We start from the raw sequence: 15331 nt of genomic DNA on the forward strand, positions 1-15331 counted from the left end.
AGTACGAAACATTTAGCGTAGTGTACTATAGGCTCCAAAAACAAACGACCCACCAAATCGGTATCACACACTGATTTGGTGGGTCGTTTAATTAGGTCATTATCGAAATGGTTATGCTTAAGGATTATTGGTTGTGTCATTCCCTGTATCGGTACCGGTATTTGTATTGGTATCAGGACTGGTTGTTGAACTATCTGAATTGTTATCTGTGGTATTACCACCGGTGCTGTCAGTTGTTGAAGAAGATGCCGAACTGGAACTGCTGCTATCGCCGCCATTCCCACTTGGTTCTTGGGTTGTTGGGGTTTGGGAAGACTCAGTGGTTCGATCACTACTTTCAGAGCTTTCATTACTCCGTGGTTGAGTAACGGTTGTATCGCTTGAACTAGAACCGCTATCAACAGTATAGCCGCTGGTCGTTTGGCTGGAGCTATTATCAGAAACGGTGTTAGGGTAGCCAGCAACATAATATTCAGTGGTGCCGCCACGATCGGTTGCAACAACGTCATCCGGCTTAGTCCAGTCAACATTAGGCTTATTTGTTGAAATATAACCCATCACTGACTTGTAAATTTCTTGAGCAATCGTCGTTTCTGGTTGGGAAATGTACGAATTAGCTTGGAATTGGTGATCATAGCCGGTCCAGATTGCGAGTGAATAGTTCTTGGTATAACCAGAGAACCAAGAATCCATTGAAGAATCTGCTGGCACTTTATTCAAATAGTCATCAGGATATTGGGTAGTTCCAGTTTTTCCAGCCTCATAAAGGCCAGCAACTTTAGCGGCCGTTCCAGATCCGTTTGAATCAGTCATGACACCTTTTAACATATTAGTAATCATAAACGCAGTGGCTGGAGACATTGCACGCTTTCCTTGAGACTGATACTGGTGGGTCTCACCGTTTGGTTGAACAATTTTTCGAATTAAATAAGGCTTATAGTAAATCCCACCATTTGAAAAGGCGGCATAAGAAGCTGCTAATTGTTCAGTCGAGATGTACAGCCCAATACCGTTCTGGAGTTCAAGCGGTTTACTAAATGACATTCCCAGCTTCTTGAGAAAAGTCGTTGCCTGATTTATGCCAACGTTTTCCAACGTTCTGATCGCTGGAATGTTTCGAGATTCTACCAGTGCTTTTCGCATGGTAATGGTGCCCTGATACTTATTGTCAAAATCCATCACGGACTTATCCGAACCAGCATAAGTGTATGGTGTGTCCTTGACGGGCTGATAAGTGGGGTATTTTAGGTATTGGATGGCTGGACCATAATCCATAATGGGCTTAGCGGTCGAACCAGAAGACCGTCCTGTTTGGACAGCCCGGTTAAGACCAAAGGCAACCTTTACATTCCGGCCGCCTTGCATTGCCAAGACCTGACCGTTATTAGGATCAACCAACGTGGCTCCCATCTGGAATCGCTTGCTTGGATATGCAATCCCGGAGTCGGTTCCGTTAGCCACTTGATACAGCTTTTTTTGAGCGTTTAGATCCAAATTTGTATAAACCTTCAAACCACTATTTTGTTTATAACCTTTTTTCCGGAGCTCTTGGAGCGTTTGCTTTAAGTAGGCGTCAATGTACTTAGACGTCTTTAAAGACGTCTGAGCTTTGGCGTGGGTAGTTGATAAGCCCGTCTTAACACTCACGTTCTTTGCGGATTGGGATTGCGCTTGTGTAATGACCTTGTTCTTTACCATTGCGTTTAAAACTTCATTGCGACGTTCCGTTGCATACTTAGGATATTTGTAAGGATTATACAACGTTGGTGATTGTGGCATGCCGGCTAATAAGGCAAACTCTGGTAAGGTTAAATTCTTTAAGGTTTTATTATAATAATACTCAGCGGCCGTTTGCATTCCGTAAACCCCGTTGCCCATATAAACCTTGTTAATATAAAATTCTAGGATTTGGCTTTTAGAATACTGCCGCTCAATTTTTAGTGCTAACCACGCTTCTTGAGCCTTCCGTTTGAGGGTTCGATCACTAGCAGCCGTTGAAAATACGGATAATTTAACTAACTGTTGGGTTAAGGTACTCCCACCTTGTAACCCGAGTGAAGAGCCGGTAACGTTTGAAATTGTTGCGCCAATGATTCGAATTGGATCGACACCATGATGCTTATAAAAACGACGATCTTCAATGGAGACTACCGCTTGCTTAAGTGTCTTAGGAATGTTTTTCGACTTGACATAATCGCGATTTTGACTGCCAAGTCGAGAGATTACCTGACCGTTTGCATCATAAAATTTAGTTGAATTATCACTGGAAAGGGCAGAGCGGGTAATCTGGGGGGCACTTGAAGCGTAAAACGTAAATAATCCCGCACCAAATAAGATAACTAAGCCAAACAAAATCAACAAGTATTTGATGATTCGTTTAAAGGGGCTCTTTTGCTTCTTAGCAAATTGATGCCCCCGGCGAATTTTGGTACGAGACTTAGGACTATTCTGTGACATAGAGTTCTCCTTTGTAACTTACTTAATCAATGATTGAATCAACGGCTTGTAAATATGGCAAGCGGGGGTTGATTCGGTAAGGCACTAAAAAGCCAGCTTTTTCAATAAACTTTCGGGGAATGGACTTTCGACCACCAAGCGCTTGCTTGTCCCAGTAGTCGATAAGATCGCTGGCCTTTAGAACAAAAACTGACTGATCGCTGACAAACTTAATAACCGCAAAACAAATACCTTGCTGTCTTAGACATTGTCTCATATGTTCAACTTGATGTTTATGAAAATTTTTTAAAGGAAACGAAGTCTTATTCTTGGTTTCCTTGGCATCAAAGTCAATGTAGCGGCCTCGATAGACACCATTATAGTCCGTTGTTGACGATCGCCTAAAATAAGCTTCATTAATTCTAGCAGCACTTCTTTTAGGGTAGTCAACCGAAACAATTTGAATGGGAGTCGGCTTCTTATGGATGACTGCGGTGCCGTGATTTAAATAGTACAAGTTGCTTTTATTAAGTTCTTCTTCTAACGTCATCCCCCGGTTTGAAAAGTCGATAGAACGACTGGATTGCTTTGAAGAGGCTGGCTGTTCGTAAAATTGGTTGCCGTTTGGGTATCTAATAGTCATGAACTGAAAGCTTCCTTTTCTAGGTATGAATAGTTACATTGTACTGCAGTTTTTTTAAAATAGACCCCTAATAATGGTATTATATCAAGTGGAATAGCTATTGAAAATATTTTATCTGGCAGGGTGGTATCTTGAGCCGATTATGGATAACGGGTTATCGAAGTTATGAGTTAGGTATCTTTAAAGATGATGACCCCAAGAAAAAAGTTATTGACATGGTCTTAAAGTCAGAACTCATACAAGCAATTATTGACGGTACTGATTGGATTATCTCCGGCGGCCAATTAGGGGTTGAACAATGGGCATTAACGGTCGCCAATCAATTAAAGTCAAATTACCCAGGCGAATTTCAAACCGCCCTCATGTTACCATTTGTGGCTTTTGGATCCAATTGGAATCCAGATAATCAAGCACGGCTTTCGAAGGTCAGCCAGGCCGTTGATTTTTCGGCAGAGGTGAGCAAAAAGCCTTATACCTCACCGGAACAATTAAGAAATTACCAAGAATTTATGTTAAGTCACACTGATCAAGCTATCTTGATATATGATTTAGATAATCCGGGAAAAACGCAATACGATTTCAATAAAATTAAACAATTCGCTGAAAATCATCCTTATCCATACCGGCTGATTACGTTTGATGACCTCCAAGCGGCGGCGGATGAATATCAAGAAAACTTAAATAACGGTTCCCAAGACGACTAATTTATGATACTATTTTAGTGGTTTGTTGCAAATTGAAGATGAGGTGTACCCAATAAATGGAAAACATTAATTATACGCCAAAGGATATTCTACAAAAGGAATTCCGGCAAAAGATGCGGGGCTATGATCCTAACGATGTTGATAGCTTCTTGGACAATATAATCAAAGATTACGAGACCTTTAACAAGCAATTGCAAACATTGAGCGATGAAAATGAGCGGCTCAAAGTTCAAGTTGATGAATTAAACAAGCAAATTGCCGTTTCTGGTACACAATCAATGCCAACTGCAGGAACGAGCCCGAGTCGGGTGACGACTGCAAGCCAACCAATGTCCAGTGCAACCAACATGGATATTTTAAAGCGATTATCCAATTTGGAGCGGCGGGTATTTGGTTCTCAATTGGATAACAATACCAATGATTCTCATCGGCTGTAATTCAAAGCAATGATAATAACCGGTGTAAATCCTGAGTAATTGCGGTCGTATTACTACGGCTGAGGAAAGTCCATTCTCGCACAGGCTGAGATGCCTGTAGTGTTCGTGCTCGGTGAAAAAATAAGCCGGGGGACTCTTTTTAGAGTTACGGCGGAACCAATCGCTAAGGCTTTGCTATGTGATTGGTTCCCTAAGGTGCCACAGTGACGAACAGTATCGGAAACGGTGCTGATGGAACGCGGTAAACCCCTCGAGCGGGAAACCCAAACTTTGGTAGGGGAGCTTCACACACGGTAAATGAACCAAGTGTGGGGGAGAAATTCTTGTGATTTCTCAGATAGATGATTACTACTTGCTTGATCGCCCTGGGATAAAGCAAGCACAAAACATGGCTTATAGGGATTTACACCAAACAGGTTGGGAGGATGGACAAAAGTAATTTTGTTCCATCCTCCTTTTTTATTAACCGTTACCTTGACTGTTGTCGAGCGAGCAGATAAGCAGTCGTTACTTTAAGCTTTGGAGAACCATTCCTTATTAAGAGGATGGCTAGGACTATTAATTGCAACATAAATCCAAGAAATGAGATGAAAAAAATGAAATTCAATTTAATGGCTACCTGTGCGGCTGGGATTGAAGCCTTGGTTGGCAAAGAATTAAGAGATCTTGGCTACGATGTTCAAGTTGAAAACGGTCGGGCAAGATTTCAGGGAACACCCGTAGATATTATTAAAACCAATTTGTGGTTAAGAACGGCTGATAAAATTAAAATTGTCATCGACGAATTTGACGCAACAACTTTTGATGATTTGTTTGAACAAACGACGGCGATTGCGTGGGATAAATTTCTACCCATGGATGCCGCTTTTCCGGTTGAAGGCCGGTCGAAAAACTCAAAGCTCCACAGTGTGCCGGATTCTCAAGCCATTGTTAAAAAGGCAATTGTGAATGAGCTAAGTAATGCTTATCATCGCCACACCAGGTTACCAGAAACCGGCGCTTCCTTTCCACTAGAAGTCACCATCAACAAGGATCACGTCATGCTGTTACTAAATACAACCGGGGCAAGTCTATTCAAACGTGGTTATCGGGTTGAAAAGGGCGAAGCGCCGTTAAAAGAAAATATGGCGGCGGCTTTAGTGATGCTGACAAACTGGTATCCAGATATGCCGTTTTTGGACCCATTTTGCGGTTCTGGGACCATTCCCATCGAAGCAGCGATGATTGGTCGAAATATCGCTCCCGGCTTTAATCGGGACTTTATTTGTGAACAGTGGCCGATGGTTGATGATGAGATGGTTCAACAAGTTCGAGACGAAGCCGATGCGCAAGCTGACTATGATACGGAATTAGACATTACCGCTAGTGACGTTGACGGTAATATGATCGAAATTGCTAAGCGCAATGCCGAAGAAGTGGGGCTGTTAGCTGATATTCAGTTCAAACAATTAGCAGTTGCCGATTTTAAAACAAATAAAGTTAACGGCGTCATTGTTGGTAATCCACCATACGGGCAACGAATGAGTGATGCAGCGCGTGCCCATGACCTTTATCGACAAATGGGAAGGGTATTTAATCCATTGACAAGTTGGTCGAAATACTTTTTAACCTCTGATTTAGACTTCGAAAAATATTATGGCCAACCAGCAACGAAGCGCCGAAAGCTTTATAACGGTTCACTAAGAACGGACTATTTCCAGTTTTGGGGTAAAAAAGTTCGTGATTTGAGGGTTTTGAACGAAGTAAAATAAAATTTCTTCAAAATATATGGTAAAATAAGAACAACTTGGTTAAAAGAGGCGGTTATCATTTGAAACATGTGGCAATTATTGGCGGTGGGATTATCGGGGCCACCGCTGCTTTTTATTTAAGCCATCTACCCGGCAGCAGTTCAATCGCAACAACTTTATTTGACGACGAAAACGGCCAGGCAACCAAAGCAGCCGCTGGTATTATTTCACCATGGCTATCCAAGCGACGGAATCGGCGCTGGTATGAGCTAGCCAAGCGAGGCGCCGAATTGATGCCTCAATTAGCTGAGGCCGCTCATTTGGGGCCTGACGTTTATCAGCAGACGGGGACCATCGTAACTCGAAAAAATCATTCGGATTTAATAGCCCTCTTTCATCGCGCTGAAATCAAACGGCAAACGACGCCGGCAATGGGAAAAGTAGCCTTGCTTTCGTCTAGTCAAGTTGGCGAAAAATTGCCATTTTTGACTCATCCGCCAGCAGGGGTATTTGTGAGTGGTGGGGCCAAAGTTGAAGGGGCTCAGTTGGTTAATCGGCTTTTAGCAGCCGCCCAGCGACAAAATCTAACCATTATCCATCACCGAGGTGTGCTGCGGGATAACAATCGTGTGGATGACCACTCGACGAGCCGTTCATTCGATGATATCATCATTGCAAGCGGCGCGTGGATGAAAGAAACTTTGGCGCCATTGCACTTGTCAGTTGATATTCGGCCACAAAAGGGACAATTAATCGATTTGTCCCTTAAAAATTGGCAAACAACAACTGACCTGCCAGTCATGATGCCTGATGCAAGTAGCGATATAATTCCATTTGCAGATGGCCGCCTGGTTATCGGCGCAACCCATGAGGATGATGGCGGCTTTGATTTAAAACCGACTGCTGGTGCTCGTAAAGCTTTATTACACAATGCCAGTCAATTTATGAGCAACTTAAATGAATTGGCCGTGCTGGATTCACGAGTGGGCACCCGGGCGTATACGTCTGATTATGGTCCGTTTTTTGGAGGATTGCCTACCAACCCGCATATTTTAGTCGGCGGCGGCCTCGGTTCATCGGGGTTAACCACGGGACCGATGATTGGCTATTTCTTAGCCAATCAAGTTCTCGGCAGCTTGGCTGAACCACTAAATCGTTACACCAAGCCGGTTGGCTACTATATTCACTAGTTCACATCGTATGAAGTGCTTGGCTAGCCAAGTAATGGGCCCCGTGATTTTGGCTGTCTGGAATCCAGGTATTGATGACGGTTGAAAATTGATCTTGTAAAGCTAAGAGCTGATTAACTTCTGGTTGGAAATGTTTGGCATAGCCTTTATTAAGACTGTCAATTACGATTTTACTGTCGGTATAGTAAAAGACAAATTCATCAGGATCGTCTGCCACGGCAATTAATTTTTTAAAGGCGTTAATCGCGGCAATAAATTCGGCTTCATGATTATCGACTGCCTTAATGGGAGATTTAACTTGCAGTTGCTGGCCATTGTGGATAATTAAAATACCAATTGCCGCTTTTTGGCTCTTTTGATTAACGGCTGCATCACTATAAACTTTAAACATTGAATGATTGTCACTTTCTAAGGAGTTTTGTTAATGATAACGCAAAAACGTCATTTTTTTTACCAACCAAGTCCATTAGGGAGCATTATTTGTTGGAGCTGGACATTCGTCATTTTCTTTATTGGTGTCATTATCTGGTTAGAGATCACTCATTTCCAGTGGATCACCCTATTTTTCTTCGTGTTGTTTGCTTTTATCGCGTGGGCGGAGATTCATTTCCGCAGTATTAAAATTTTTGAAAATCATTTAGTGGTCAGCCGGATTACAAATCCCCACTGGCTCATGATCGATTTAGATAAAATTTCTCACGTGCAAACATCTAAGTATCAACTTGGTTTTGTTGCCAACACAAAGATCTATAGTTTTATTCTACCCGCAAATTCAGTGATTGAGATTAAAGAATTAATTACGACTCATTAGCTGGCTTTAATAATGGCTCCTGTACCGTTGTAACGTTAATTCATAGGAGGTTGTTTGCACGATGAAAAGCGATGTTGAAATTTCTCAAGAATCAAGGATGGATCCCATTGTTAAAATTGCCGCAAAGCTTGGTATCAAAGAAGATCAGCTTGAACAGTATGGTCATTATAAAGCCAAGGTTCAATTTGATCCTAAAGTTGAAAAGCCCGCTGGTAAGCTGATCTTAGTAACTTCTATTAACCCAACGGCTGCAGGTGAAGGTAAGACAACCGTCACAATCGGGTTAGGTGATGGATTAAGTGAACTACATAAAAAGGTTGCCTTGGCGCTGCGTGAACCGTCCCTTGGCCCAGTGATGGGCATGAAAGGTGGCGCAACTGGCGGTGGTTACGCACAAGTGGTGCCAATGGATGATATTAATTTACACTTTACAGGCGATTTTGACGCCCTGACAGAAGCTCACAATACATTAGCCGCGTTAATTGATAATCATATTCAACACGGCAATCAATTAAACATTGATCCTCGCCAAATTACTTGGAAACGCGTCCTTGACGTTAATGACCGTGAGTTAAGACAAGTAGTTGTTGGCCTGGGTGGCAGAACCTCTGGTGTTCCAAGGCAAGATGGTTTTGATATTACCGTTGCCAGTGAATTAATGGCGATCTTATGCCTGGCCACTGATTTGGTCGATTTAAAGAAACGAATTGGTCAAATGTTGATTGGCTATACATACGATCGTAAGCCAATTTTAGTTTCCGACCTACATGTGCAAGGCGCTTTGACACTCTTATTGAAAGATGCGATTAAACCCAATCTGGTTCAAACAATTGAGCACACCCCGGCGTTTATTCATGGTGGTCCTTTTGCCAACATTGCGCATGGGTGCAACAGCATTTTAGCAACGCAAGCGGCCCTGCATTTTGCTGATTACGCAATTACTGAAGCTGGTTTTGGTTCTGATCTGGGTGGCGAGAAATTTATGGATATTGTTTCACCCAAACTCAACAAAACACCAGACTGTGTGGTTGTTGTCGCAACCGCTCGCGCCCTCAAGCTTAACGGCGGTGTCAATAAAAATGAATTGAATCAAGAAAATTTGGCCGCGTTAGCTGATGGGGTTGCCAACTTGAAACGCCACGTTGCTAATATGCGGCAGTACGGCAAGCCGGTAGTGGTTGCCATCAATCGTTTCTCAAGCGACAGCGAGGCTGAAATTAACTTTTTAACTCAGTATGTTACCAATGAACTACAAGTTAAGAGTGCTGTGATTAATAGTTGGGCTCAAGGTGGTAAGGGCGCCATTGAGCTTGCCAAAGAAGTGGTAGCTGCTTGCGAGCAACCGGCTGATTTCAAACCTTTATACGCCGCTGGTACGCCTTTACTGGATAAAATTAAAGCCATTGTCACTAAAACCTATGGCGGCAGTGACGTGGTATTATCGACCAAGGCGCAAACCGCGCTTAAACAGATTGAAAAAATGGGATATAGTCAATTACCTGTCTGCATGGCTAAAACGCAGTATTCCTTGACTGATAACGCCAAGCAATTGGGCGCACCAACGAACTTTATCATCCATGTTTCGGATCTGCAATTAAAACTTGGGGCTGGCTTTATTGTCGCGCTTACTGGTAAAATATTAACAATGCCCGGGTTACCCAGCCATCCAGCTGCCCTTGACATGGATATCGATGAAAACGGCCGAATTACTGGGCTGTTCTAAAGGAGTTTTTAAGTTGCCTGTCATTTACGTGATTATTATTGGCTTATTGGTCGGCCTCGATCAGCTTGTCAAACATTGGATTGTAATCAGTTTGGGAATGGGCCAATCGGTTCAAGTAATTCCCGGTTTGTTATCATTGACGCGAATTAATAACACTGGTGCAGCATGGAGCATTTTATCCGGCCATCAGATGATTTTTGTCGTGATTGCTTTAGCAGCCAGTGGGTTAATTGCTTATTTTTTGGTCCATTACTGGGAAAATGTTACTTATCGGATTGGCTTAAGCTTATTGCTGGCCGGAACGATTGGCAACGTCATTGACCGGATCTTTTATGGGCATGTTGTCGACATGTTTCAATTAGATTTCATCAATTTTCCAATTTTTAATTGTGCTGATCTGTTTTTAACGGTGGGCATTATTGTGTTGGGCTTGGCAATTCTACGCGAACGATAGTTGGGGATTAATGATAGTGAAAACAATTATTTTAAATGAACATACAGGCAGACTGGATAAAGTCATTTCAGAAATTGATTCGACAATTAGCCGCTCGCACGCTAAAAAATTAATTGAAGACGGCCAGATCACCGTTAATGGTGACGTCAAAAAGCCAAAATATCAAACAGTAGTTGGCGATCAAGTCGTTATCAAAGATGTTATCCCTCAGTCAATCGATTTGGCGCCAGAAGCAATTCCGCTAGATATTGTTTATGAGGATAATGATGTCATTGTCGTCAACAAACCCCAAGGAATGGTCGTTCACCCATCTGCTGGTCATCCCAATCATACCTTGGTAAATGGATTGTTGCATCATAGTCCGCTTTCAACGATTAACGGTGAATTTCGGCCGGGAATTGTTCACCGAATTGATAAGGATACCTCAGGCGTACTCATGGTCGCCAAAAACGACGCTGCCCACCAAGCGTTATCAGATCAACTTAAAAAACAAAAGAACTTAAGAAGCTACGTTGCGTTAGTTCATGGGCGAATTAATGAAGATGCTGGGGTGGTGAACGCACCAATCGGCCGCTCACTGAAGGATCGAAAAAAACAAGCAGTTGTCGCCGACGGCCGAGCTGCAGTGACCCATTTCAATGTGTTGGAACGATTTGAGGATTACACGTTGATTACCTGTCGGCTAGAAACGGGGCGGACTCACCAAATTCGGGTTCACATGAAATATGTTGGTCATCCAATCGTTGGTGATCCGTTATATGGCCCCCGTAAAACAATTAAAGGTCATGGTCAATTCTTGCACGCACAGACTTTGGGCTTTGAGCATCCAGTTAGCCACAAATTGATGATTTTTTCAGCACCGGTTCCACCGATTTTCGAAAAAACAGTGAACCGTTTGCGAAGGGCTGCCACATTGAAATCTTGACAAGTTGGCTTCACGCACATATTCTGAAGTTAACTGTTTTTGATTTCTCAATCCGATACTAATCTAAGGAGTACTTGATGATGGGAAAGATAATTTTAGACAAAATGGCAATGCAACGCGCCTTAACACGAATTACCTATGAAATTGTAGAAAAAAATAAAGGGGTAGAAGACCTCGTCTTAATTGGCATTAAAACGCGTGGCATTTTTCTTGCTAATCGAATTGCTGATCGATTGCAACAGTTGGAGAACGTTACGATTCCGGTTGGCGAGTTGGATATTACTAATTATCGAGATGATATTGAGCATGATTCAATGAGTATTGATGTTAAAATGTCCAATAATAAAATCGACTTTTCAATTGAAGGCAAGCGCGTGATTCTAGTCGACGATGTGCTATATACTGGGCGAACGGTGCGAGCCGCTTTATCTGCTGTCATGGACTTAGGACGGCCAAAATCCATCAATTTGGCAGTTCTCGTCGATCGTGGCCACCGTGAATTACCAATTCGCGCTGACTTTGTTGGTAAGAACATTCCGAGTTCTCAAAAAGAAAAAATCAAAGTTTACGTATCAGAAATTGATGATAAGGATGCCGTTGAGCTCATCAAATGATACCTAACGAGGAGTCAACATGACGCAAAGATACTTGATATTAGCAGATGGCTCGGCATACCCTGGAAAAGCGTTTGGTTCACTAGCGACAACGACCGGTGAATTGGTCGCCAATTCAACGATGAACGGCTATCAAGAAATCATCTCTAACCAAATTTATCATAATCAAATTATTGTTTTTACCCAATCATCAATCGGTAATACAGGACTCGACCAAAATGCGTACGAGTCCGTTTTGCCGTCCGCAAAGGGCGTAATTGTTCGCGAATATGAAAACTTAGCAACGGATCACTTTAAGCGAATTTCATTGGATCGATACTTAAAGCAACACCGAATTCCTGGCATTTATGATGTCGACACCCGGGAAATTCGGCACCGCCTGCAAAAATATGGCAATATGATGGCCAGCATTGTCGATGTTGCTGACGATCATGCTTTTGATCAATTACACGCTACAGTTTTGACAAATCAACAAGTTGCCCAGGTTGCAACCCCCAAACCGTATCCGAACCCTGATGAGGGCGATAACGTGGTTGTCGTCGACTTCGGATTAAAAAGTGGTATTTTACGGGAGCTTTCAAGGAGAAATTGCAATGTAACCGTGGTTCCTTGGAATTCAACCAGTGAGATGATCTTAGACCTTGATCCAGATGGTATTGTATTATCAACTGGTCCTGGGGCACCGTCTAATTTACCTGAATCGGTGTTAAAAATGATTACAGAAATCCAAAGTCAAGCGCCGTTATTTGCAATTGGGTTAGGCCATGAATTATTTGCGTTGGCGAATCAAGCAAAAGTGTCCAAGCTGCGAGTTGAACACCATGGGGCTAATCATCCAATCAGAGAAATTATTACCAACGAAATTTTCTTTTCAGGTCAAGAACAGGGATACGCGGTTGATCCTAAGTCAATTGATCACGCAAAGTTATTCATTACTCATGTCGATTTAGTCAATGGAACGGTTCAAGGTTTACGTCACAGAGATTTTCCAGCCTTTTCAGTTCAGTTCTCTCCTGATGGTGCCCCTGGGCCAAAGGATAGCGTCGACTTATTTGATGATTTCATGGAAATAATGGAAAGGAGAAGGGACGAAAATGGCAGTCGATATTAATAAAGTCCTCCTCTTAGGCGGCGGCCCTACCAGCATCGGTCATGAAAATGAACTTGATGCAGCAGCTTATGAACGGCTAATCGCTTTAAAAAAGACCGGTGCTCAAATCATCTACGTAGATGACAATCCTTTCTCAGTTACCAGCGAAGAGGTACAACCAGCCAATGTCTATGTCCAACAAGTGAATTTTAAAAATGTGGTTAACATTATTGAAAAAGAACATCCCGACGCCATTATGGCAACGACTGGTGGTTTAAACGCCATGCAAATTGCCTGGCAGCTTTCCGAGAGCGGTGTTCTAACATCTAACAACATCAATTTGTTAGGGATTAAGCCAGCCGATCTTCGCAAAGTGATTGACAATGAAAAGCTACGGGACTTATTAACCGAAATTAATGAACGGGTAATTGCTTCTCGAATTGTTGCCGACGACACTGAGGCAATGGATTTTGTCCGAGAAGTTGGTTTCCCTGTGATCGTTAAACCAATCTCGGCTAGTCATGATACCAGCCGGTTTATCTGTAACAATACGGATGAACTTGAAGATGCTTTAGATGTGAGTTTTAAGCGTGCGTATATTAAGCGCTGCTCCATTGAGCAAAGTATCGTTGGTTACAAAGAGATTGAAATGGTTGGTATTCGTGATGCAAATGGCAATAAACTTTTAATCTCCGGCTTGGAAGATATGGATCCCATTGGTATTCACTCGGGTGATTCAATTATCTTTGCGCCGACCCAGACATTGATTAATGAAGAATATCAAGCGTTGCGGACCGCGACATTTAGAATTATGGATTCTCTTAACGTGACGGGAACTTGTCATGTACAATTTGCTCAAAGCAGAACCGATTCTAATTATTTTGTAACCAAGGTTAGCCCATTTTTTACGCGAAACACCTTATTGGCCGCTAAAGCAACTGGTTATCCGTTAACGTATGTGGCGAGTTTTTTAGAACTAGGATACGGCTTTACCGAAATTAAATTACCCGCTAAATATAGTAAATACACGCCCTTCATGGAGCCGACAATGGATCACGTTCTAGTACGAATTCCACTCTGGCCGTTTAGAGATATCAATGACGTGGACCAACATCTAAACACCCTAATGAAGTCAGTCGGATCAACCATCGGGGTGGGGCGGACTGTTGAGGAAGCCATTATTAAGTCGATGCATAGCTCGCAATTTTCTCCTCGAGACATTTTACCAAGCGTTTCAAAAGTGGATGACGATGACGTGATTAACCAACTGATTCATCCATTGGCAAGCCGAATTTTAATTTTGATGGAAGCTTTGCGGCGCGGCTTTTCGATTGATGAACTTTCTGAGTTGACAAGGATTGATCGCTTTTATTTTTACAAATTAAATCAGCTGCTGCGAGCTCAAGACTTTGTTATTAACCATCCGCTTTCGCCACAATCAGTTCAGGTCGGTCATAAGTACGGTTTCGGCGACGGCATGTTGGCAGAATTATGGAACGTTAACATTGCCCAAATTACAAGAATGAATCAAAACGTCAACCATCAAGTGACTTACAAAGAAATTGAGCCGAGTGCCGGGGAATTCTTGGAAGCCACTAACATTTTTTATAGCAGTTATGAGCTTGAAAACGAAAGCAAACCGTTTGCGGAAAAAACAGCGTTGGTTATTGGCCGTGGTGGCAACCAATTAGGCCCTAATTCAGCAGCTGATTACTATACAGCTCAAATTTTAATTTCACTTAAAAAAGTTGGTTATAAAACACTGATTATGAACACCAATCCCAATGTCGTCTCGCTCACGCCGCAGTTAAGCGATAAGCAGTATATCGAGCCAATTCAACTTGGTAATATTTTGAACATCATTAATTTGGATCGTCCAGACGTTATTTTTTTACCTGGGAACCGGCACTATCTGTCCAAGCAGTTAAAGCAATTTGCTGACCTGAATATCATTGTGTTGCCGCCAGACCAAAAAGTTGCTCATTACAAGCGTCATTCTGCAACCACAGCTGTTGACTTGTTTATCCAAGGAAAAGAAATTATTCCTGTCACATCATTGTCGTTTTTTAATCATCATAATCGAAATGATTTACATCACCTAAACGATTATCAAGAACCGATGATTGACTGGCAAAAAGATGAATCGCTGATCATGCAGCAAGCAATTAAGACGACCAATCCGAGCGAATGGCAAGGCTTAGTCCAAGTTTTGTTTAACAAAACCAACTCTGGCGACTATATTTGTACGGGAATTCGACCAGTTAGAATCACTGAAACCGCATTTTTAACTAAAACGACTGGTATTAATTGGATTAACGTCCTAGTTAAAAAATATTTAGGAATTTTAGATATGGCTTCACTGCGAGAACAACTTAAACCGATTGCCCACAAGCGCTATTCGATTATGACCGCCCATTTTCCTTTTAAACAGCTCCAATCAAACCGGAAAGAGGGCACGACAAGACAAGAAGTCGGTGCCGCATTATCATTCGAAAATTTTATAAATTAACGCAAAAAAGCAATGGCGACAAATCGACTTTGGGTCAAGGATTTGCTGTCATTGCTTTGTTTTTG

14 protein-coding genes and 1 other RNA gene are annotated in these 15331 nt (G+C 42.3%); 12 read left to right on the plus strand and 3 right to left on the minus strand.

Going from position 1 to position 15331, the window contains the following annotated elements; translation table 11 throughout:
* Nucleotides 1-117 precede the first annotated feature (117 nt).
* Both YK48G_RS01070 and recU read right to left on the minus strand, forming a co-directional pair.
* Entirely contained in the window at nucleotides 118-2457 is a 2340-nt protein-coding gene (locus YK48G_RS01070; RefSeq protein ID WP_203628852.1) for a PBP1A family penicillin-binding protein, read from the minus strand.
* 22 nt (nucleotides 2458-2479) lie between these two features.
* On the minus strand, nucleotides 2480-3079 hold the full coding sequence (recU, locus tag YK48G_RS01075; RefSeq protein WP_203628853.1) for a Holliday junction resolvase RecU: 600 nt from the start codon (nucleotides 3077-3079) through the stop codon (nucleotides 2480-2482).
* 131 nt (nucleotides 3080-3210) lie between these two features.
* On the opposite strand from recU, the gene YK48G_RS01080 reads away from it, so the two are divergent.
* From YK48G_RS01080 to YK48G_RS01100, 5 genes are all read left to right on the plus strand, one after another.
* Nucleotides 3211-3783: an SLOG family protein gene (locus tag YK48G_RS01080; protein WP_203628854.1), complete on the plus strand. Its 573-nt coding sequence runs from the start codon at nucleotides 3211-3213 to the stop codon at nucleotides 3781-3783.
* A gap of 56 nt (nucleotides 3784-3839) precedes the next feature.
* Complete coding sequence (gpsB, locus tag YK48G_RS01085; RefSeq protein ID WP_203628855.1) at nucleotides 3840-4220, plus strand: cell division regulator GpsB; 381 nt, start codon at nucleotides 3840-3842, stop codon at nucleotides 4218-4220.
* Between the two features lie 27 nt (nucleotides 4221-4247).
* Nucleotides 4248-4621, plus strand: an RNA gene (gene rnpB / locus YK48G_RS01090) — RNase P RNA component class B.
* Nucleotides 4622-4816: 195 nt separating this feature from the next.
* Complete coding sequence (locus YK48G_RS01095; RefSeq protein WP_203628856.1) at nucleotides 4817-5971, plus strand: THUMP domain-containing class I SAM-dependent RNA methyltransferase; 1155 nt, start codon at nucleotides 4817-4819, stop codon at nucleotides 5969-5971.
* 59 nt (nucleotides 5972-6030) lie between these two features.
* Complete coding sequence (locus tag YK48G_RS01100) at nucleotides 6031-7140, plus strand: NAD(P)/FAD-dependent oxidoreductase (protein ID WP_203628857.1); 1110 nt, start codon at nucleotides 6031-6033, stop codon at nucleotides 7138-7140.
* Between the two features lies 1 nt (nucleotide 7141).
* Here the strand turns inward: YK48G_RS01100 and YK48G_RS01105 are convergent, their stop codons facing one another.
* Nucleotides 7142-7531, minus strand: a complete 390-nt coding sequence (locus YK48G_RS01105; RefSeq protein WP_203628858.1) for a ribonuclease HI family protein — start codon at nucleotides 7529-7531, stop codon at nucleotides 7142-7144.
* A gap of 33 nt (nucleotides 7532-7564) precedes the next feature.
* Here YK48G_RS01105 and YK48G_RS01110 point away from each other — a divergent pair, with 33 nt between their 5' ends.
* The 7 genes from YK48G_RS01110 (at nucleotide 7565) to YK48G_RS01140 (ending at nucleotide 15266) form a co-directional block, all read left to right on the plus strand.
* Nucleotides 7565-7951 carry an EbsA family protein gene (locus tag YK48G_RS01110; RefSeq protein WP_203628859.1) on the plus strand — a complete coding sequence of 129 codons (387 nt, stop codon included), beginning with the start codon at nucleotides 7565-7567 and terminating at the stop codon, nucleotides 7949-7951.
* Nucleotides 7952-8012: 61 nt separating this feature from the next.
* Nucleotides 8013-9674 (plus strand): formate--tetrahydrofolate ligase, encoded by a 1662-nt coding sequence (locus tag YK48G_RS01115; RefSeq protein WP_203628860.1) that lies wholly within the window; start codon nucleotides 8013-8015, stop codon nucleotides 9672-9674.
* A 13-nt stretch (nucleotides 9675-9687) separates the two neighbouring features.
* Entirely contained in the window at nucleotides 9688-10128 is a 441-nt protein-coding gene (gene lspA, locus YK48G_RS01120) for a signal peptidase II (RefSeq protein WP_203628861.1), read from the plus strand.
* Between the two features lie 10 nt (nucleotides 10129-10138).
* Nucleotides 10139-11053, plus strand: a complete 915-nt coding sequence (locus tag YK48G_RS01125) for an RluA family pseudouridine synthase (protein ID WP_203628862.1) — start codon at nucleotides 10139-10141, stop codon at nucleotides 11051-11053.
* Nucleotides 11054-11133: 80 nt separating this feature from the next.
* Complete coding sequence (gene pyrR, locus YK48G_RS01130) at nucleotides 11134-11667, plus strand: bifunctional pyr operon transcriptional regulator/uracil phosphoribosyltransferase PyrR (RefSeq protein ID WP_203629105.1); 534 nt, start codon at nucleotides 11134-11136, stop codon at nucleotides 11665-11667.
* Nucleotides 11668-11686: 19 nt separating this feature from the next.
* Nucleotides 11687-12778 carry a carbamoyl phosphate synthase small subunit gene (locus YK48G_RS01135; protein WP_203628863.1) on the plus strand — a complete coding sequence of 364 codons (1092 nt, stop codon included), beginning with the start codon at nucleotides 11687-11689 and terminating at the stop codon, nucleotides 12776-12778.
* A complete protein-coding gene (locus tag YK48G_RS01140) occupies nucleotides 12762-15266 on the plus strand; it encodes a carbamoyl phosphate synthase preATP-grasp domain-containing protein (protein WP_203628864.1) in 2505 nt (834 codons plus the stop codon). Before YK48G_RS01135 ends, YK48G_RS01140 begins: the two co-directional genes overlap by 17 nt.
* The last annotated feature ends 65 nt before the right edge of the window (nucleotides 15267-15331 follow it).

The sequence above is a fragment of the Lentilactobacillus fungorum genome, assembly GCF_016860605.1.
Lineage (GTDB): Bacteria > Bacillota > Bacilli > Lactobacillales > Lactobacillaceae > Lentilactobacillus > Lentilactobacillus fungorum.